This window comes from Brachybacterium halotolerans (genome assembly GCF_016623465.1).
GTDB lineage: Bacteria > Actinomycetota > Actinomycetes > Actinomycetales > Dermabacteraceae > Brachybacterium > Brachybacterium halotolerans.
In genome coordinates, this window is the sequence record NZ_JAEDAJ010000004.1 from 65,502 (window position 1) to 85,042 (window position 19,541).

General features: G+C 69.4%; 19 protein-coding genes and 1 pseudogene. 12 read left to right on the forward strand and 8 right to left on the reverse strand.

Going from position 1 to position 19,541, the window contains the following annotated elements; genetic code table 11:
* Position 1: 1 nt before the first annotated feature.
* On the reverse strand, positions 2-304 hold the full coding sequence (locus tag I8D64_RS08890; RefSeq protein ID WP_200502151.1) for an urease subunit gamma: 303 nt from the start codon (positions 302-304) through the stop codon (positions 2-4).
* Positions 305-310: 6 nt separating this feature from the next.
* A complete protein-coding gene (locus tag I8D64_RS08895) occupies positions 311-1,999 on the reverse strand; it encodes a purine-cytosine permease family protein (RefSeq protein WP_200502152.1) in 1,689 nt (562 codons plus the stop codon).
* A gap of 195 nt (positions 2,000-2,194) precedes the next feature.
* Between I8D64_RS08895 and I8D64_RS08900 the strand changes: the two genes are divergently transcribed.
* Entirely contained in the window at positions 2,195-2,902 is a 708-nt protein-coding gene (locus I8D64_RS08900) for a YitT family protein (protein ID WP_200502153.1), read from the forward strand.
* 14 nt (positions 2,903-2,916) lie between these two features.
* On the opposite strand, the gene I8D64_RS08905 is transcribed toward I8D64_RS08900, so the two are convergent.
* Positions 2,917-3,126: a 2-hydroxymuconate tautomerase gene (locus I8D64_RS08905; protein WP_200502154.1), complete on the reverse strand. Its 210-nt coding sequence runs from the start codon at positions 3,124-3,126 to the stop codon at positions 2,917-2,919.
* Between the two features lie 102 nt (positions 3,127-3,228).
* Between I8D64_RS08905 and I8D64_RS08910 the strand changes: the two genes are divergently transcribed.
* Positions 3,229-3,561: a winged helix-turn-helix transcriptional regulator gene (locus tag I8D64_RS08910; RefSeq protein WP_200502155.1), complete on the forward strand. Its 333-nt coding sequence runs from the start codon at positions 3,229-3,231 to the stop codon at positions 3,559-3,561.
* 12 nt (positions 3,562-3,573) lie between these two features.
* Here I8D64_RS08910 and I8D64_RS17605 read toward each other — a convergent pair whose 3' ends face one another.
* Positions 3,574-3,696, reverse strand: a complete 123-nt coding sequence (locus tag I8D64_RS17605; protein ID WP_281392111.1) for a hypothetical protein — start codon at positions 3,694-3,696, stop codon at positions 3,574-3,576.
* A 1-nt stretch (position 3,697) separates the two neighbouring features.
* On the opposite strand from I8D64_RS17605, the gene I8D64_RS08915 reads away from it, so the two are divergent.
* Positions 3,698-4,174, forward strand: coding sequence for a hypothetical protein (locus I8D64_RS08915; RefSeq protein ID WP_246482900.1), 477 nt, complete (start codon positions 3,698-3,700; stop codon positions 4,172-4,174).
* A gap of 79 nt (positions 4,175-4,253) precedes the next feature.
* Here the strand turns inward: I8D64_RS08915 and I8D64_RS17790 are convergent, their stop codons facing one another.
* The gene (locus tag I8D64_RS17790) at positions 4,254-5,876 is read right to left on the reverse strand and encodes a LacI family DNA-binding transcriptional regulator (RefSeq protein ID WP_343068510.1); all 1,623 of its coding nucleotides are present in this window, start codon (positions 5,874-5,876) and stop codon (positions 4,254-4,256) included.
* 24 nt (positions 5,877-5,900) lie between these two features.
* Positions 5,901-6,422 (reverse strand): annotated as a pseudogene (locus I8D64_RS17920) (helix-turn-helix domain-containing protein); the annotation flags it as partial.
* Positions 6,423-6,465: 43 nt separating this feature from the next.
* On the opposite strand from I8D64_RS17920, the gene I8D64_RS08925 reads away from it, so the two are divergent.
* The 4 genes from I8D64_RS08925 to I8D64_RS08940 all read left to right on the forward strand — a co-directional run bounded on the left by I8D64_RS08925 (position 6,466) and on the right by I8D64_RS08940 (position 11,336).
* A complete protein-coding gene (locus tag I8D64_RS08925; protein ID WP_200502157.1) occupies positions 6,466-7,920 on the forward strand; it encodes an ABC transporter substrate-binding protein in 1,455 nt (484 codons plus the stop codon).
* Positions 7,895-8,863 carry a carbohydrate ABC transporter permease gene (locus tag I8D64_RS08930; protein WP_246482901.1) on the forward strand — a complete coding sequence of 323 codons (969 nt, stop codon included), beginning with the start codon at positions 7,895-7,897 and terminating at the stop codon, positions 8,861-8,863. Before I8D64_RS08925 ends, I8D64_RS08930 begins: the two co-directional genes overlap by 26 nt.
* Before the next feature lie 140 nt (positions 8,864-9,003).
* Positions 9,004-9,792 (forward strand): carbohydrate ABC transporter permease, encoded by a 789-nt coding sequence (locus I8D64_RS08935; RefSeq protein ID WP_343068511.1) that lies wholly within the window; start codon positions 9,004-9,006, stop codon positions 9,790-9,792.
* A 104-nt stretch (positions 9,793-9,896) separates the two neighbouring features.
* Positions 9,897-11,336, forward strand: coding sequence for a sulfatase-like hydrolase/transferase (locus I8D64_RS08940; protein WP_200502159.1), 1,440 nt, complete (start codon positions 9,897-9,899; stop codon positions 11,334-11,336).
* A 69-nt stretch (positions 11,337-11,405) separates the two neighbouring features.
* Here the strand turns inward: I8D64_RS08940 and I8D64_RS08945 are convergent, their stop codons facing one another.
* Positions 11,406-12,212, reverse strand: a complete 807-nt coding sequence (locus I8D64_RS08945; RefSeq protein WP_200502160.1) for an alpha/beta fold hydrolase — start codon at positions 12,210-12,212, stop codon at positions 11,406-11,408.
* Between the two features lie 37 nt (positions 12,213-12,249).
* On the opposite strand from I8D64_RS08945, the gene I8D64_RS08950 reads away from it, so the two are divergent.
* Positions 12,250-12,891 (forward strand): TetR/AcrR family transcriptional regulator, encoded by a 642-nt coding sequence (locus I8D64_RS08950; protein WP_200502161.1) that lies wholly within the window; start codon positions 12,250-12,252, stop codon positions 12,889-12,891.
* Positions 12,892-12,982: 91 nt separating this feature from the next.
* Here the strand turns inward: I8D64_RS08950 and I8D64_RS08955 are convergent, their stop codons facing one another.
* On the reverse strand, positions 12,983-13,624 hold the full coding sequence (locus tag I8D64_RS08955) for a DUF1684 domain-containing protein (RefSeq protein WP_246482902.1): 642 nt from the start codon (positions 13,622-13,624) through the stop codon (positions 12,983-12,985).
* A gap of 541 nt (positions 13,625-14,165) precedes the next feature.
* Between I8D64_RS08955 and I8D64_RS08960 the strand changes: the two genes are divergently transcribed.
* The 4 genes from I8D64_RS08960 to I8D64_RS08975 are packed head-to-tail and all read left to right on the forward strand — an operon-like array spanning position 14,166 to position 19,427.
* Complete coding sequence (locus I8D64_RS08960) at positions 14,166-15,143, forward strand: ABC transporter permease (protein ID WP_200502162.1); 978 nt, start codon at positions 14,166-14,168, stop codon at positions 15,141-15,143.
* Positions 15,140-16,102, forward strand: a complete 963-nt coding sequence (locus I8D64_RS08965) for a carbohydrate ABC transporter permease (protein WP_200502163.1) — start codon at positions 15,140-15,142, stop codon at positions 16,100-16,102. The genes I8D64_RS08960 and I8D64_RS08965 overlap by 4 nt, the downstream gene beginning before the upstream one ends.
* A 2-nt stretch (positions 16,103-16,104) precedes the next feature.
* Entirely contained in the window at positions 16,105-17,739 is a 1,635-nt protein-coding gene (locus tag I8D64_RS08970) for a type 2 periplasmic-binding domain-containing protein (RefSeq protein ID WP_200502164.1), read from the forward strand.
* A complete protein-coding gene (locus I8D64_RS08975) occupies positions 17,736-19,427 on the forward strand; it encodes an arylsulfatase (protein ID WP_200502165.1) in 1,692 nt (563 codons plus the stop codon). Before I8D64_RS08970 ends, I8D64_RS08975 begins: the two co-directional genes overlap by 4 nt.
* Positions 19,428-19,541: the final 114 nt, after the last annotated feature.

Consider the following 19,541-nt stretch of genomic DNA (forward strand, 5'->3'; position numbering starts at 1 on the left):
TTCAGGCGATCGGATGGTGGAGGGTGACGAGCTTGCGGCCGTCGGGGAACGTGGCCTCGACCTGCACGTCGGAGACCATCTCGGCGACGCCGTCCATCACCTGGTCGCGGGTGAGCACCTCGCGCCCGGCGACCATGAGCTCCTCGACGCCGGCGCCGTCTCGCGCCCGCTCGATCACCCAGCAGGACAGCAGCGCGATCGTCTCGGGATGGTTCAGCCGCACGCCGCGCTCGAGGCGGTCGCGCGCGACCATCCCGGCGGTGGCCAGCAGCAGTTTCTCGGTGTCTGCCGGGGTGAATCGCACGGCGCCTCAGTCCCGGGGCAGGACGTGCCTGCCGCTGCGGTCAGTGGTGAGCGCGAGGGAGCTGAGGTACTGCGTCTCGCCGTCGGGCCCCGGGACGGCCGAGGCGATCATGTCGGGACGCTCGAAGTCGACACCGGTCACGTGGCAGGTAAGGGTCGCGCCCGACGGGTTCCCGTGCTCGTCGTACATGGGGAGGTCGATGCCGTCGTCGGTGCGTCGCAGGTAGTAGCGGCCCTGGGTCACGATGGCCATGAGCGGCGTCGCGATCACGGCGATGCCCACGGCGAACAGCGGCGAGAACGGCTGCACGGCGTCACCCAGGGCGCCGAAATAGATCGCGATCGAGATGCCGGCCGCCAGCAGGAGCGACACGATCCCCACGGGATTCCAGTCATGGAGCATGCCTCGGCGGAACTCGGGCTTCTTCGGCGACAGGCGGAGCAGGTGCTTGTTGATGACGATGTCCGCGGCGACCACGCAGATCCAGCTCATCGCGACGTTCGCGTAGAAGCTGAGGATCGCGTTGAGGAAGTCGAACATGTTCGCCTCCATCAGGACCAGGGCGATGCCGAGGTTCACGGCGAGGAAGACCAGACGGCCCGGGTACCGCTTGGTCAGGCGCGTGAAGGAGTTCGTCCAGGCCAGGGAGCCGGAGTAGGCGTTGGTGACGTTGATCTTGATCTGCGAGATCACCACCAGGACCACCGCGAGCAGCAGCGCGAGCCAGGCCGGCATGAGCTGCTCGTAGGTGACGAGGAACTGCTGGACGGGCTCGTTGGCGAAGTCGCGAGCGCCGGGGATGGTCGCCACCAGGTACACGGCGAGGAACATGCCGAGGATCTGCTTGGTCGCACCGAACAGGACCCACCCGGGCCCGCCCAGGATGGTCGCCGCCCACCAGGAGCGGCGGTTCTCCGGTGTGCGCGGGGGCATGAAGCGCAGGTAGTCGATCTGCTCCGCGATCTGCGCGATCAGCGACAGGCACACGCCGGCGGCGAGCATGGCCGAGGCGAAGTTGACGCCCTCGCCCGACTCTCCCGTCCACGACAGGAAGGTCTCGACCGAGTCCGGGTGGGAGATCACGAGGTAGGCGACCGGGATGACCATCAGGACGAGCCAGACGGGGGTGGTGGCGACCTGGAGCTTCGCCAGGCCCTTCATCCCGTAGATCACCAGAGGGAAGATGATGAGCGTCGAGATCAGGTAACCCATCCACCGGGGGATGCCCAGCCCGAGGTACAGGCCCTGGGCCATGATCGACCCCTCGGTGGCGAAGAAGATGAAGGTGAACGACGCGAAGATGACGTTCGTGATCACCGAGCCGTAGTAGCCGAAACCGCTGCCGCGGGTGATGAGGTCCAGGTCCAGGTTGTAGCGCGCCGCGTAGTAGGCCAGCGGGAAGCCGCTGAGAAAGATGATGGCCGCGGCGACGAGGATGCCGATGATGCCGTTCACCGTGCCGTGGGTGAGACCGATGTTCGCGCCGATCGAGAAGTCGGCGAGGTAGGCGATACCGCCGAGCGCGCTGGTGGCGACCACGGCGGGCTTCCAGCGTCGATAGGACCGGGGCGCGAAGCGCAGCGTGTAGTCCTCGAGGCTCTCGGCCGTCGCCGCCTTCGCGTCGGTGGCGTTCCGTGCGGTCCGAGGAGGCGTCGGAGGGGCGACGGGCGGCGGGGCTGGCGCTTCGAGGCTCATGAGGTCTCCCGGTCGGAAGCTGTGGGGCAGGGAACATCGGGAACGTATGGATCCGACGCCCGCAGGGCCTCACGCGGCGACCGTCGTTACCGGTTCGTGACCCGCGGTCCCAGGAACTGAGCGCCGACGAACACGACGCAGCCGCGCTGCACACCGGACCACAGGCGCGCTGCGAGCAGGGCCTAAGGTGACCTCATGCCCCGCCCCACCGACGCTCCACCGATCACCGCCGCGCACACCGGCGCGGAATCGCGCGCGAAGAGTGCTCGCGGGGAGGACCCCTCGAGCTCGAGCCCGCCGCCGATCGACGCCGTCATCCCCCATCGACCCACGGAGGACGTGCTCGGCGTCGTCACGGGCACGTTCCTCGCCTCGCTCGGGCTCTACCTCCTCCAGAGCGCGGGCGCGGTCACCGGCGGCACGGCGGGGCTCGCGCTGCTGCTGACGCACGCGCTCTCCACGCCCTTCGCCGTGCTGTTCCTGCTCGTGAACCTGCCCTTCTTCGTCCTCGCCCTGTGGAAGAAGCGGTGGGCTTTCACGCTCAAGACGCTCGTGTGCGTGGGCCTGATCTCCCTGTTCAGCCTCATCCACCCGCGCTACCTGCCCGTGCATGACGTGCCGCTGCCGTACGCCGTGATCGGCGGGAACCTGCTGGTCGGAGTCGGCCTGCTCATCATCTTCCGCCACGGGGCGAGCCTGGGCGGCTTCAACATCCTCGCGCTGATCCTGCAGGAGCGCGCGGGGCTGCGCGCCGGCTACGTGCAGATGGCCATGGACGTCACCGTGATCCTGCTGTCCCTGCTGGTGCTCGACGTGCCACGGGTGCTGCTCTCGGCCGTCGGCGGCATGATCCTCAACGTGGTGCTCGCGCTGAACCACCGCCCGGAGCGGTACCGGGCGTGAGGCGGGCGGCGCGATCAGCCGTGCTGCATCCTGTCCCGCAGGAGCTCGCCGCCCACGGAGTACTTCGCGTCGGAGACCTCGCGGATCAGCACGTGCACGGACTCCGCGGGGGCGCCGGTGCTGGTGACGATGGTGTCGGTGATCCCCGCGGCGATCTTCTGGTACTGCTCCTGGCGGTCGCCGAACATGAGCTCGGGGACGATGTCGAGATGGACGATCGGCATGATGCCTCCTGGCGGTCGGGTGCTGTGTGCACCAGACTGCGCGGAGAACGCGGAACGCGGAAGACGGCACTTTGTTCTCAGGTACCGACCTCGAGGTAGGACATGGACGATTCAGGAGCACCCGGCGCGGACTACTGCGGGCAGACGGTCCGCACGACGATCGGCATGATCGGCGGGAAGTGGACGATGCTCATCCTGTTCGAGCTGCTGCAGAGCGAGTGGCGCTATGCGGACCTGCAGCGCCGGGTCGACGGGATCTCGCAGAAGGTGCTGTCCGAGGAGCTCAAGCGCCTCGTGGCCGAAGGGCTCGTGGCGCGCGACGTCGTCCCCACGACTCCGCCGCAGGTCACCTACAGCATCACTGAGCACGGTCGGAGCCTGGACTCGGTGTTCGCGGCGCTCCACGAGTGGGGGCACGGGCACCACGACACATGACCGAGGCGCCCCTCACGCGCCGCGATGCGCGGGAGCGAGGGCGACGTCGGCGGCCGCGAGGAGCACCTCGGACTCGACCTGCGTGAGGGAATCGACGGCGGGCATCGCACGCTGCAGGGAGAGTCCGTCGAGCACCGTGCCGAGGAAGCGCGCGCAGCGCGGGATGTCCTCTGCGGGGATCGCGCATTCCTCGGCGAGCGCGCCCGCTGTGTTCCCGGTCGAGGGCGGAGCGATCGAGGTCGCGGTCAGCCAGTTCGGGCTCAAGCGCTGCCACCTGGTCACGGCCGACGGCGCCGAGCATCAGCTCTTCCCGGATCCGCGCTCGGCGGAGGGCCGTCGCGCCCGCTTCGAGCGACGACGTCCGGGGCTGAGCCGCCTGGTCGGCGCGATCTCGACCGTGGCGCTGCTGGTGGGCGTCGCCCTGCTGCTGCAGCAGATCGCGGTGCCGGTGCTGCGCATCCCGCCGATCGCGGAGCGGATCGGGCACGTCGAGCCCCTCGTCGTCCTCCCGCTGTGGCTGAACATCACCCTGGGACTGACCACGGCGGCTGCGAGCACGGAGCGGGCGCTGCGCCTGAGGTTCCACTGGCTTCTGGACGCGGCGGGGAACTGATCACCCGGGATGCGTTCGTGATCAGCTCCGGATCTCTCACAGCGGTCAGGAGTCGGCGAGAGCTCCCGGAGGTCCCGATTCAGCGCCGATCGCCGCCGTCCGAGCGCAGCACGATCCCCGCAGTCGACTCACGCACGACGAGTCGGTGAGGGGCGGTGATGTGCTCGCCCACCGGCCCACCTGCCGGCTTGTCCGGAGTGCTCCCGCCGCGTCCCGTCGCCAATTCCAGTGCGGCGTCAGCGATGGTGTCGAACGCCGGGGCGACCGAGGTGAGGCTGGGCGTGCTGTAGCGCGCGTCATCCGAGCTGTCGAAGCCCACGATCGCCACCTCGCCGGGGACCTCCCGACCCCGGGAGAGGAGCGCGCGCTGCGCGCCGAGCGCCAGCTCATCGTTGAACCCGATGACCGCATCGAAGGAGGCACCCCGGTCGAGGAGCTCGTGGACCGCACGCTCTCCGCTCTCGCGATCCCAGCGCGGGGCCGGTGCGAGCAGCGCCGGGTCGATCGGCACACCGTGCAGGGTGGCGGCACGGCGACAGCCGCGGACCCGCGCCTCGGCGACGGCGCGATGGGCGAGGCCGAGCAGGACGACCCGGCGTCGTCCCGTGCGGAGCAGGTGCTGCATGGCAGTGCTCGCCGCGTCCGAGTTGCTGATCGTGATCTGGGCGACCCGTTGCTGGGGCACCCCCTCCCCCAGGAGCACGAACGGAATGGTCGAGGAGGCCCGTCGGATGTCGTCCTCCCGGAGGCCGTGCGCCGCGATGATCAGTCCGTCGGCCTGACGACGCGCCATGTCGATCGCCTCGAGCTCGCGCTCGCGCCGTCCGCCCGTGGTCTGGACGAGGATCCCGAGGCCTCGGGCGGCCGCCGCGGCGATGATCTGCTCCGCCAGCTGTGCGAAGTAGCTGAGCCTGAGCTCGGGGAGCGCCAGGACGAGCGCGCGAGGTCGACCGGTGCGCAGCTGGCGCGCGGCGGGATGCACCTGGTAGTCGAGCTCGCCGACCGCCGCTTCCACGCGCGCCCTCGTCGAGGGGGAGACATGCTTCGCCCCGGTCAGGACGTTGGAGACGGTCTTCACCGACACGCCTGCTCGAGCGGCGACGTCGCTCATGATCGGGCGCCGCGGGGAACGATGCTCCGCCCCGCCTCCGACCCCACCTTCGGCACCGAGATCCGACCAGGTCAGGGCGCCATCCCTGGGCCCCGCGGCCCGCACGGCGCTCACGGCCCGCGCCAGCGCCGCCCCGGACCGGGATCGATGCGCGATCAGGGTGAGCACGTCCAGCACCCGGAGCCACTGCGAGAAGGTGTCGACCGCGGTGATCGCGCCACCGCCCTCGCCACCTGTCGGCGGCGTGATGCCCGTGCAGACGAGGTGCGCCCCGGATCGCACGAACGTCTGCAGGGCGGCCTGCACCTCGAGATCGGCTGACTGGGCCCGCTCGCCCTCGCGGCCTGCGACCGGCGCGCTCCCGGAGGGGTCCACGAGGCGTTCCGCGTGCTCGCGCACCGCGCGGGAGAGGGCCGTCGACCGCGTGGGCGCAGGGGCGGGTGGTCGCGGCGCTGCGTGCTCCGAGTCGCTCGCCGCGAAGGCGAGCACGGCACGTGGCGGATCGAGGATCAGCCCGACAATGGTTCCGGCGGTGACCGTGAGGCCCGGACGGCTCGACAGCCGCACTCCGCCGCCGCGCGCCGGTGTCACGTCGTAGAGGCTCCAGGCCCTCGAGACCGACGAGGCGCTGACGCCCAGCGCTGCCCCGAGCGTCCGCGTGCTCCACCTCGAGCTCCTCGCTCCGGGCACGAGCGGGGGCGGATCCAGCGTGCGCAGGATGATGCTCTGCGGGTCAGCAGCCGGCGGGCGACCTCCCCGTGGACGATCTCCGAGGCAGTCCACCCCTTCGGACACGTACCTCGCTCTCCACCGGATGACCGTTCCGCGACTGGTCGACTCCATCGCCGCGATCTCAGTATTCGAGAATCCTCGCGCCGCGAGCAGCAGGATCCCGGCCCGCCGCGCGACGGCCGGCGCGCCTCTCCGCGCGGCGGCGGAGAGCACCTCCTCGTCGCCCGCCCGCAGGCCGAGCGGTGCCGCAGGTCCCCGTCCCATCACGCTCCTTTCCGTCACCGGTTCCGAGACACGATCGTCGCACGAATACTGACACATCTGTCGCAGCAACCCATGAAACATAGCCCTTCTGCCAGCACTTCTTCGCCAGTTTACGTATTGACGGTCGGGTGCCCGGCGCATACGGTCCTCGCAGTACACCGATGTACCGACCCGAGGAGCTGCGATGGAGAGGATCCCCCGACGGGGCGCGCTCGCGCTGTTCGCCGCCGGCGCCGCCCTCCCGGTGAGCGGCTGCGCACGCTCCTCGACCCGCGGCGGCGTCGCGCACGGCGATGCGGGCTCGCTGCAGTGGTGGGATCACTTCGACCCGCTGAAGTCCGCGCTGACCGGGCTCTTCGACGAGTTCGAGGGGAACGTCGGCGTCGCGGTCGAGCGCACCGTCTACAACCCCGACAGCATGGGGCAGGCGCTGCAGCTGGCCGAAGGCAGCGACCAGCTCCCCGACGTGTTCACGAATTTCTTCGGGGCACCCTCTGCGGCCCTGGTCGATCGCGGCACCGTCGCTCCCGTGGAGCTCAGCGACGAGGCGCGCCGTGGGCTGGAGGGGTCGCTGTTCGAGGGAGTGCACACGTTCGACGGGAAGATCTTCACCGTCCCGATCTTCAGCCACCGCCAGAATTCGACCCTGACGTGGGCGAACTCCCGCCTGTTGGAGAAGGCCGGCCACGATGCGGAGAATCTGCCGAGCACGTGGGACGACTTCCGGACCCTCTGCAGGGACCTCGTGGCCTCCGGAACGGACCATCCATGGGTGGCGCCGCTAGCCCACTCCGACCGGATGCAGGAGCATCTGGTGGACCTCGCGCAGTCCGCCGGCCAGAGCCTGGCGATGGTCGGGTCCAGCGGGAACGGGATCACCGACGCACGGACCGGGGACTTCCCCTTCGCGAGCGAGGCGTTCCTCGAGGCGTTCGCCTTCCTGCATTCCCTGATCACGGACGGCTTCATGCTGCCGGCGTCCACCTCTCTGGATGCACGGGAGGCGCGTGTGCGGTGGGCGTCGGGCGAGGCCGCGTTCTTCTTCGACGGCCCCTGGAACGCGGGCGTCCTGAACGGCCAGTTCGGCGAGTTCATGGAGGACGTGCGCGTGTCGGGGCCGCCGTCGCCCGACGGGCGCGGGCTCACAGCGCGGCCGCCCGCCGACGGCCAGTTCTGGTGCGCGGGGAGGTCGCAGCGCCGCGAGGAGGTCGGGGAGCTGTTCTCCCTGCTGACCCGGTCGGAGTTCGCCGTGGCCCTCGCCGAGAACATGGATCAGCCGCCGGCGGATCCGCATGCCCTGGACAGGGCCGAGGTCCCCGCTCTGTACTCGCTCGCCGTGCGGCTGCTCGAGAAGAACGTGCGCACGGCGCCCAGTCCCGTGGTGCGGAATCCCGCCGTGGGCTCCGTGATCGCGGAGATGAACGACATCCGACCCGACCTCGGCGACATCATCCAGGGGTACCTGGGCGGGGACATCGATGACCTGGGGAAGGAGCTCACGCGCTTCAACGATCGCCTCTCGACGGAGCGAGACCGGGCGATCGACGTGGTGAACGACGCCGGCGGGGGCGTCTCCGTGCAGGACTGGATCTTCGAGGAGTACAGGAGCGGCGATGACTTCGATGTCACGGACTACTGAGCCGCGGGCCGCGAGAGGGGCTCCCCGCAGTGCGGGCGAGGTCGCGGTCGCGAAGCGTCGGCGGCCCTCCCTCTGGATCTACGTGTTCCTGGCGCCCACGGTGGTGCTGTTCGGGATGTACACGGTGTGGCCGAGCATCTCGAGCCTGGTGTATTCGACGCTCGAGTGGCGGGGCCTGGGCCTCGAGCGCTCCTTCACCGGTCTCGAGAACTACCGGCGCCTGCTGGCGGATCCGCTGTTCTGGAAGTCCCTGTGGATCACCCTGCTGATCATCGTGGTCACGGTGCCCCTGAGGGTGACAGCGGGCCTCCTGCTCGCACTCGTGCTCAACAACCCTCGGCTGCCGCTCGCGGGCCTGCTGCGCACCGCGTTCTTCGTGCCCGTCGTCGCGACCACGGCGATCGTCGGCTTCGTCATGGGGTTCGTACTGGACCCGTCGGCGGGCCCGATCAACGAGGCGCTCTCGATCCTCGGCGTCGGCCCCGTCGACTTCCTGGGCAGTTCGCGGACCTCGCTGTGGGCGGTCATGGGCGTGCACGTCTGGAAGTGGCTGGGCGTCACCCTGATCTATTGGCTCGCCGCCCTGCAGACGGTTCCGCGCGAGCTCCTCGAAGCCGCCGAGACCGACGGAGCGGGGCCCGCCGCGCGGCTGCGCCATGTGACCCTGCCGCTGCTGCGTCCCTTCGCGGTGATCATCGTGGTCCTCACCGTCATCGAGACGATGCAGATCTTCGACCTCGTGGTCACGATGACGGGCGGCGGCCCGTTCTTCTCCACCCTGGCCACCGAGGTTTACATCTACGACACGGCGTTCGGCGCGGCCAGGCCCGATCTGGGCTATGCATCGGCCATCGGGGTCGCCTTCGGCGTCCTGACGGTGCTGCTGATGGTGGTGCTCACGCTCGTGATGCGACTGGCACGGCGACGGCAGGAGGAGCGATGACCACCACGCAGGCGCAGGAGCCCTCGCGGGATCTGCATGCCCGTCGGGAGCCGGGACGGACTCGCAGGCGACCGGTGTCGGATCCGAGAGCCCGCGGCCGCGGGCGGCGACGCATCGGGAGATGGGCGCAGACGCTCGTCGTGGGAGCTCTGGGACTGCTGTGGATCTACCCGCTGCTCTGGGTGCTGGCGGCCTCGTTCAAGGATTCTCTCGACATCTTCTCGGGCGGGCTGGGGCTGCTTCCGGACTCCTGGCATCCGGAGAACTACCTGCGCGCATGGCGGGACGCGAACTTCTCGGGGTACATGATGAACACGGTGCTGATCACGGCCGGCAGCATCGTGCTGGTCGTGGTGCGGTGCGCGATGGCCGGCTACGTGATCGCACGCTTCCGGTTCCTGGGGCGCAGGGTCGTCCTCGCAGTGCTGGTGGCGACCATGTTCATCCCCACCGGACTGTTCGTGGTGCCGGTCGTGGAGCTCAGCGACCTGCTCGGACTGCTGAACACGCGGACCGGCCTGGTGCTCGCGATCGCGGGAGGCGGGAACGTCGCCGCCGTGCTGCTGTACGTCGGCTTCTTCTCCCGGGTCCCGAAGGAGCTCGAGGAAGCCGCGGTGATGGACGGGGCAGGCTTCCTGCGCGTGTTCTTCCGGGTCATGCTGCCGCTGTCGGGACCGGTGACGGCCACGGTGGTGGTGCTGACGTTCCTCTCGAGCTGGAACAACTTCTTCCTGCCGCTGGTGTTCACCTTCAGCACCCCGCAGAACCGCACGCTCGCCGTCGGCATGATGGCTTTCCAGGGGACCAACTCCACGGACTGGGCAGGGCTCGCGGCCGCCGCGTCGATCTCCCTCGTGCCGATCGTGCTGCTGTTCCTGCTCCTGCAGCGCTATTTCGTCGAAGGGATCGCCGGTGCCGTGAAGAACTGAGCCGCATCACCCCGCTCCCGCGCGAGTCGATCGCGCTCCACTCCCCTCTCCCGCTGCCGGATCCGATGTCCGGAGCGGCCCGGAACGACAGCCCCGGAGGAACCATGTCCCGTCCCAACATCCTGTTCCTGTGCACCGACCAGCAGCGCTTCGATGCGCTCGGTGCCGCGGGCAACGAGCACATCCGCACCCCGCACCTCGACCGTCTGGCAGCGCAGGGGGCGCGCTTCAGCAACTGCTACACGCAGTCGCCGATCTGCGCGCCCTCCCGCGGGAGCCTGATGACGGGCCGCTATCCGCGCAACCACGGGCTGTGGGCGAACGGCGTGGACATGGACCCCGGCGAGCAGCTGTTCACCAGGACCCTCGCCGACGAGGGCTACGACTGCGGGCTCGCCGGCAAGCTGCACCTCGGATCGGCCTTCGACGGCCGGATCGAGCCGCGCCTGGACGACGGGCTGCGCGTGTTCCGCTGGGCGCACGACCCGTACCTGCGCTCGGCCGGCAACGAGTACCACCACTGGCTGCGGCGCACGCACCCGGAGCTGCACGAGAGCGCCGTCGTGAAGCGTGAGAGGTCCATCGACTCCCTGCCTCAGGAGGCGCACTACTCGCACTGGGTCGCCGAGGAGACGATCGAGTTCCTCGGCCACTCGCGGCAGAAGGATCGTCCCTTCTGCTTCATCAGCAACTTCTTCGACCCCCACCACGGGTTCGAGGCGCCCCAGCGCTTCCGCGACCTCTACGACGCGTCGGCCCTTCCCGCGCCCGTCACGATCGAGGACGAGCTCGCGACCAAGCCGCCCATCTTCACCCAGGAGTCCGCGAAGTCCTATGCCGGGCACATGCCCGGGTTCGACGACTACTCCCCCGAGGATCTCCAGGAGATCAAGGCCCAGTACTTCGCGATGGTCACCCTCGTCGACGAGGAGGTGGGCCGCATCCTCGACGCCCTCGAGCGCGAGGGGCTCGCGGAGGACACCCTGGTGATCTTCACGAGCGACCACGGGGAGATGCTCGGCGATCACCGCATGCTGCTCAAGGGGCCGATGATGTTCGACTGCTCGGTGAAGGTCCCGCTGCTCATGCGCTGGCCCGGGCAGATCCCCGAAGGCATGGTCGCCGACGAGCTCGTGGAGTGGATCGACCTCACCCGCACGGTGCTCTCGGCCGCGGGATCGACCGGGCTGCCACGGGCGCAGGGGCGCGACCTCGCGGGGCTGTGGTCGGGCGACGCCGACCCGTTCGATGACCGCGACTGGGTGCTCTCGGAGTACCGCGACGGCTGCTGGGCCTACGACCCGCCCGTGCAGACCACGATGGTCCGACGGGGCACATGGAAGATCGTCGTGCACCACGGGCGTCCCTCGACCGACCGGGAACGCACCGGGGAGCTCTACGACCTGGCCGCGGATCCGGACGAGCTGCACAACCTGTGGGACGTGCCCGAGGCGAGCCAGATGCGAGCGGAGATGCAGTCGTTCCTGCTCGACGTGCTGGTGGCGACCGAGGACCGGTCACGGGAGAGGCTGGCGCCGTTCTGAGGGCCGGGGCCCGACGACGGACCGGGGCCGAAGCGTCCCGTCGGCAGCCTGCGCCCGGTGATCCGACCTTCACCTCATGCTGGCGGGCACGCGCAGTTCGCTCACCAGCCGCGCCAGAGCACGGGGCGCCTCGAGATGCGCGAGGTGCCCCTGCCCTGCGAGCTCTCGCACCGTGCCGCGCGGGACGCGAGCGGCCACGTCCTCGAAGGTCGTGCCGTACGGGGGCTTCCCGCGATTGCGCTCGCCGAGGATCAAGTCGATGCGTGACGCGCGCTCTGCGAACCGTTCGGGCACGGCCGCCTCGTTCAACGCGAGAGTCTCGGCGTAGAGCGACCCGCTGACCTCTCTGAGCTCGCTCCAGACGTGCTCGTCGGCGCGCAGTGCCGCGACGGCGTCGTCGGGCATGCCGGTCACCTGGCGGAGCGCCACGTCCACGGTGCGGTCGAGGTCGTCCTCCCTGCGCGCGCTGCGGAGGTCCGGCAGCGCCGCAGCACCGAAGGGCGCCATGATCGGTTCGTAGGCGACCACATGCGGAACGGGGACGGTGTTCGCGAGGTGGAGGGCGATGGTACCGCCGTAGCTCCACCCGAAGAGGGTCTGCACGTCGCAGAACCGGCGGAGTATGGCCTCCGCGTCCTGCACTTCGCGCCGGAGATCGTAGTCACCGGTCAGAGGGCCCGAGGGCTCGCGGCCGCGCCGGTTGACGACGGCGACGGTCTCCCATCCCTGGAGGCCCCTTGCCACCTCGGCCCACGCCGCGGAGTCGGCCATGACGCCGGGGATCAGCACGAGCGCCGAACCGTCGTCCTCGCCGTACACGTCCACCGTCACCCAGCTGTCAGCGAAGCGGACACATTTCTGGTTCACTTGATCCATAATTCCATTGTGGGTCGAACGCTCTAGAATCGTCAACATGACACCACGATCAGCCGGGCGTCCCCGCTCGTTCGACCAGGAGGAGGCGCTGCGCCACGCTGCGCATCTGTTCTGGAAGCACGGCTACTCGGGCACCACGACGCGGATGCTCGCCCAGGAGCTCGGGATCTCCGGGTCGAGCCTCTACGCGGCCTTCGGCACCAAGGCGGACCTCTTCGACACGGCCGTGCGGACCTACGCCCGCCGCTACAGCGCGATCTACGCGCGCGCCCTGCGGCAGCCCACGACGGAGGGTGCCATCAGCCACCTCCTGCGCGAATCGGCCCGGGAGTTCACGCGCACCGAAGACGGACAGCCCGGCTGCCTGACCACGAGCGCCGTCATGTCCGATGCCTCGCCGACGCTCGATGTGCGCACCTTCGTCGCGGACCTGCAGAACACCGACGAAGCACTGCTGCGACGCAGACTCGAGGGTGCCTGGCACGAGCTCGCGCCCGCGGACGCCGCGAGTTCGCCGGATCTCTCCGAGTTGGTGCTGACGGTGTGGCACGGCCTGTCCGTGAGGGCTGATCTCGGGGCTTCGAGAGAGCAGCTCCTGTGCGCCGTGGACGCCGCCCTCGATCTGATCACCGGCGCCCTGCCCTGTGATGCCCACCGCGACGATGGAGGACGCCTCTGACGGCTTCGCAGACGCGGCCGGCGGCCTCGGATCCCCTGCCCGCCCTGAGGGCGGGCAGGGTCGGCTCCGGCGGCATCAGGCGGAGGCGTGCTCAGTGCGCGAGGTGGAGCTCGCCCACGGGGACGACGTCGGCGAGGGTGTTGCCGGGTGGTGCCAGCGGGCAGGCCCACATCGGGTCGTACGCGCACGACGGGTTGAACGCGAAGTTGAGGTCGAGCACGAGGTCGTCACCGTCGCCGAGGTCCGCGCCCTTGATCGTGTCGATGAGGTAGCGGCCGCCGCCGTAGGTCGTGCTGCCGGCACCGGCGTCCTTGACCGGGACGAACACGCCTCCCCCGTAGCCGGTGTGGGACCAGACGTCGAGGGTGCCCGTGTCCGCGAGCCGGACGATCCCGAGGCGCTCGAAGCCCACCAGGCCATCGGTGCCGGTGGTGACCGAGAAGGACTGCGGCGGCGCGGGCTCGATCCGGGCGCGGAATCGCCAGCGGGGGTCGTAGTCGGCGACGGGGAGCCCGCGGAAGGTCGCGGCGGCCCCGGGCAGGAGCGGGGAGGCGGGGTGGTGCGCGAACAGACGGTCGCGCTCGGCGCGCCAGAGCCGGTGCCCCGTCTCGGGGTCGGCTGCCTCGCGCACGCGGTGGTAGAGGTTGAAGACTGTGCGCCGCCAGTGGACCGTCGCGAGGACGTCCGCGGGATCGCTCCGGTGGAGGTCGGTGTGATCCGGTGATGGTGTCAACGCGATGCTCCCTCGTGTGTTTCCGCGCCGCGGGTGCGTGCCGGCACACCTGCCCGTCGGGCGCCGCCGCGTCGGCGTGTCCTCGAGCGGTCCCCGAGGTGGGTCCGGGAATCTGCCCGGCTCACTGCGGTCCTCGAACCTATCGCAGACCGACGGTGGACGACGGTTCGAGGTGCCCTTCCGAAGGTCGGCGCCGTGACCAGGGGGCCGAGGGGCGGCGAGCGCGGGCGCCACCTGCCGGTCGAGAGCGCCGCGGGGCTGGAGGGTGTCGAACCCGCGGTCACGTTCGGCGGACGCGACAACCGTCGGCAACTTCTGCTGCACCCACATGATTCCCACGTAGGAATTGTGGCAGTCGCCCGATCGGGCGCAACCCTGCCCCATCGTCCGATTCGCGCCACCCATCCGACGGAGGTCGGCGCGTCGGGCACTGCACACCGCGATGGGAAGCGGTCCCCTCCACGGACGGCGAAGTGCCCTGTCCTCTCACTGGAGCAGGGGTTCGGGACTCCGACGACGAAGTCATTGAAGGAGGACGCCCATGATGGCCGTCACCGACATGAAGTCACCCTCGACAGCCGCATCGCCGCCGCTCGCACGGCGTCCACGGCCCTCGTTGCTGCGACGCATCCTGCGTGACCGCACCGTGCTGTTGCTGGCGCTCCCGGGCATGCTCCTCCTGATCGGCTTCCAGTACTTCCCGCTGCTGGGGAACGTCATCGCCTTCCAGGACTTCCAACCCTTCTTGGGGACCGATGAGAGCCTGTGGAACGGACTGGACAACTTCCGCATTCTCGTCACCGGCGACCCGGCGTTCCTCAACGCGCTGCGCAACACGCTGATCCTCACCCTGATCCAGTCGGTGATGATCTTCCCGGTGCCGATCGTGCTGGCGCTGATGGTGAACAGCCTGATGTCCGAGAAGCTCCGCCAGGGCGTCATGTCGGTGCTGTACCTGCCGCACTTCCTGTCCTGGGTGATCGTGGTCGCGGTGTTCCAGCAGATGCTGGGCGGCTCCGGCATGGTCAACAACCTGCTCCGCTCCAACGGCCTGCCCACCTTCGACGTGATCGGCAACGCCGACCTGTTCAAGGTGCTGCTGACCTCTCAGGTCATCTGGAAGGACACCGGTTGGGCGGCGATCCTGTTCATCGCCGTGCTGGCAGGGATCGACAGGTCGCTGTACGAGGCGGCCGCCGTCGACGGCGCCTCGCGCTTCCAGCAGACCCTCAACGTCACCTTGCCCGGCCTGCGCCCCATCGTGATCCTGCTGTTCATCCTCCAGCTGGGCAACTCCCTCAGCGTCGGTTTCGAGCAGATCATCCTGCAGCAGCAGGCCGTCGGGATCGACGCCAGCGAAGTGCTCGACACCTATGTGTTCAACGAGGGCATCGCCGGCGGCCAATGGGGAACCGCCGCCGCTGTCGGCCTGGTCAAGAGCGTGATCGGACTGGTCCTCGTCCTCACTGCGAACAAGATCGCCCACTCCATGGGCGAGGAAGGGGTCTACAGGGCATGAGCACCACGACCGAGAACCCCCAGACCACCCCGGGCGGGTCCGCATCTGCCCGGACCACCCCGGCCGACGCCCACCGGCGGCGGGCGAAGCTCAATGCCGCCGGGCCCGTCGAGAAGACAACGAAGACGATCGTCCTGGTCATCGCCTGTGCACTGGTGATCGTCCCGTTCATCGGCATCGTCGCGACCTCGATCGCCCCCGCGGATCAGGTCACGAACTCCGGCGGGTTCGTGCTGTTCCCCCGCGAGGTCGACCTGACCGCCTACCGCTCGATCCTCTCCGGCGGAGTCGTTTCCCGAGCCCTGCTGGTCTCGATCGGCATCACCGCGGTCGGCACGATCCTCAGTCTGATGATCACGGCGATGCTCGCCTGGGCCCTCTCCCGCCGTGGCACCGTCGCGAACCGCCCGATGCTGCTGCTGGTGCTGTTCAGCCTGCTGTTCTCCCCCGGCCTGATCCCGACCTATCTGGCGGTGCGCCAGTTCGGTCTGATCGACTCCTACTGGTCACTGATCATCCCGACCGCGGTCAGCGGGTTCAACGTGATCGTGGTGCGCAGCTTCTTCGTCAGCCTGCCCGACGAGATCCTCGACGCCGCGAAGGTCGACGGCGCCAGCGAATGGCAGGTCTTCCGCCGTATCGGCATCCCGCTCTCCCGTGCCGCGCTGGCCGTGATCGGGCTGTTCTACGGCGTGAACTACTGGAACGCGTTCTTCAGCGCGCTGCTGTACATCAACGACGCCGCGAAGTGGCCGCTGCAGATGGTGCTGCGCACCTATGTCGTCAACGGCGCGCAGATGGGCACCTCCGAGCTCGGCACTGCCGTGGAGGCGGCCCCGCCGCAGGAGACCATCCAGATGGCCATCCTCGTCATCTCCATCGTGCCGATCCTCATCGTCTACCCGTTCCTGCAGCGGCACTTCTCCAAGGGTGTCCTGACGGGCGCGGTGAAAGGCTGATCATGACCTCACGACTCGTCCCCACCCGGCGCGCGCTCCTCGCCGCCGGCGGTGCGGGCGCCGCCGCACTGCTCGGCGCCTGCAGCAACCAGGGCCGGGGCGGCATCCCGGTGAAGTACGCCAACGCCCCTGTGACGCTGCCGGAGCACATCCCCTACCAGGGGGTCACGCCGGACCTGCCCGGTGACCCGAAGACCGGACTCATGGATGGGTACTTCGAGTACCCGTCGTCGCCCACCGCCGCCACATCCGGCGCCCCGGGAGACGGCGATGCCATCAGCTCCCTCGTGCGCACGGACTCCCCCGTCCCTCCCGGCGTCTCGCGGAACGCGTTCTGGCAGGCGCTGAACGAGCGCCTCGGCTCCGACCTGAAGATGAACATCGTGCCGGCGCCGGACTGGGACCAGAAGTTCGCCACCGTCGTCGCCGGCGATTCCCTCCCCGAGCTGTTCGTCGTCGCGGGCGGGATGCAGGAGCTCCCGAAGTTCCTCGAGGCCACCGCCGCCGATCTCACGCCCCACCTCTCGGGGTCCGCGGTGAAGGACTACCCCTTCCTCGCGAACATCCCGACGGACACGTGGGAGCAGAGCGCGTTCAACGGGAAGATCATGGGGGTCCCGGTCCCTCGGGGGATCATGAGCTCCTCGGTCCTCTACAAGAGGACCGATCTGCTGGAGGAGAAGGGCATCACGGAGGACCCGGACTCCTTCGAGGAGTTCCTCGCGCTGTGCAAGGAGCTGACATCCCCGCGGTCCAATGTGTGGGCCCTGGGGGCCGCTCCTCTCGATCTGGTGCGCCAGATGCTCGGGATCCCCAACACCTGGTCCGAGAAGGGCGGCCACCTGACGCGCAGCCTCGAGTCCGAGCAGCAGAAGGAGGCGTTGGAGGCCACCCGGAAGATGGTCGAGGCAGGCGTCGTCAGCCCCGACGCCTTCTCCTCCCAGGCGACCGACCGCAAGAACTGGTTCGTTGCGGGCCGCAACTACTTCATGATGGACACCTTCTCCGCCTGGCCGAACTTCGAACAGATCCAGTCCGTCGGTGACAGCTTCAGGATGGACACCATGCGCACGCCGGGCTTCCACGGCGACCCCGAGATGGCCTGCGCGTGGCTCGGCAATCCCACCTACGGCATCTCGAGCATCCGCAAGGACGCCGGAGAGCGGATCCCGACCCTGCTCAGGGTGCTGAACTTCCTGGCGGCTCCCTTCGGCACGGAGGAGTACCTTTTTCGGGTGTACGGGGTGGAAGGCGTGGATTACGATCTGCAGGGTTCGGACCCTGTGGCGACCAACCGAGGGGTCAGCGAGACCCCGCTGGGATTCCGCTACCTCACGGATGCTCCCTGGCCCGTCTACGTCCCGGGCAAGAGGCGCTCCACGCAGAGCTGGTACGACGGGCAGAAGATGGTCGTCGCGTACGGCCTCGCTGATCCCACCCTGGGTCTCTACTCGGAGGCCGACACCCGGATCGGCGGCAGCATCACGGGACGCATCGACGACCTCACCAACGACATCCTCCAGGGCCGCAAGCCGGTGTCAGCATGGGACGACGGGGTGGCCGCATGGAAGAAGGCGGGCGGGAACCGGATCCGTGACGAGCTCGAACAGGCGCGGGCGGACAAGGAGTCGTCATGACCGCGACGAGGCAGCTCGGGGGTTCCGCACGAGGCCCCAACATCATCCTGATCCTCGCTGACGACATGGGGTTCTCCGACATCGGATGCTTCGGCGGAGAGATCAGCACACCGCATCTGGACCGCCTCGGCGCCGAGGGCGCCAGGATGAGCAGCTTCTACAACACCGCGCGGTGCTCGCCGTCGCGCGCCTCGCTCCTCACCGGCCTGCACCCCCATCAGACCGGGGTCGGGATCCTCACCGGGAGCACGCTCCCCGCCGGCTATCCGGGAGACCTGGACCCGCGCTGCGCGACCATCGCGGACATGCTCGGCGACGCCGGATACAGGACGTCCTGCATCGGCAAATGGCATCTCGCCGGGAATGTGCGGGAGCCGGACCCCGCATGGCCCACGCGTCGCGGTTTCGAGAGGCATCACGGGCCGCTGGGCGGCGCCACGAGCTACTTCGACCCGGTGACGATGGTGGAGGACGAGGAGCCGATCGATAGCTTCGACCCGGAGTTCTCGCTCACCGAGCATCTCGGCGAGCGCGCCGATGACGAGATCCGCGCGGCGGCCCAGGATCCCCGGCCCTTCTTCCTGTATCTGGCGTTCACGGCGCCGCACTGGCCTCTCCACGCTCGTCCGGAGCAGATCGCCGAGTACCGCGAGATGTACGACGACGGCTGGGACGTCGCACGCGCCCGACGCCTCGAGCGCATGAGCGAGCTCGGCGTCCTCGAGTCCGCCACGGAGCTGACCGAGCGGGACGAGGACGTCCCCGCCTGGGAGGAGACCGCCCACCACGCCTGGCAGGCGCGACGGATGGAGGTGTACGCCGCACAGGTCACTGCGATGGACGCCGCCATCGGCAGGGTCCTCGACGCTCTGGAGGCCACGCAGCAGTCCGAGGACACGATCGTCCTGTTCCTCTCGGACAACGGAGGATGCGCCGAGGAGATCCCTCCCGGATGGGCCGACGAGATGGACCCCGTGCCGTACAACGTGCCCGTGCGCACCGCGGCCGGGGAGAGGGTGCGCAAGGGCAACGATCCCTCCGTCGTCCCCGGGCCCGCCTCGACGTTCGCGACCTACGGGCGCGCGTGGGCGAACGTCTCGAACACCCCGTTCCGCGAGTACAAGCACTGGGTCCACGAGGGAGGCATCGCCACGCCGCTGCTCGCCCGATGGCCGCACGGCGGCGTCGCCGCCGGCTGGGACCGCACCCCCGCCCAGCTGACCGACATCGTCCCGACGCTGCTCGAGGCGGCGGGCATCGGAGCGGTGGATCGGACCTCCCATCCCGACAGCCCGCCGCTGGAGGGTTCGTCCCTGCTCGCGGGGTGGAGGGGCGAGGAGAGCATGCCGGAACCCCATCCCCTGTTCTTCGAGCACGAGGGGAACGCCGCCGTCCGCTGCGGCCGATGGAAGGCGGTGCGCGCATTCGGCAGCGACTGGGAGCTGTACGATGTCCACGTCGACCGCACCGAGCGCCATGACCTCTCCGCGGAGTTCCCGGAGCATGTCGAGTCGCTGGTCAGCGCGTGGCGCGGATGGGCGGAGCGATGCGGTGTGCGCGACAGGTCCGGGATCCTCGAGCAGCAGCAGGGTGGGCGAGGGGGCGGCCGTGGTCGTGGCCGGCGAAGCGGCGGTGGGCTGATCCAGGACGTGCGGTCCGCGTGGACCGTGCGGGAGATGCAGGGCTGAGGGGTCGCCGGTCGAGGCGCTGTCCATCACGGGGGCCGGGTCTACCGTGAGCTCGCGCAGTTCGGCGAGGAGCTGCGCCACGCAGGCGCGAGCGTCACCGGGCTCGAGCCGGAC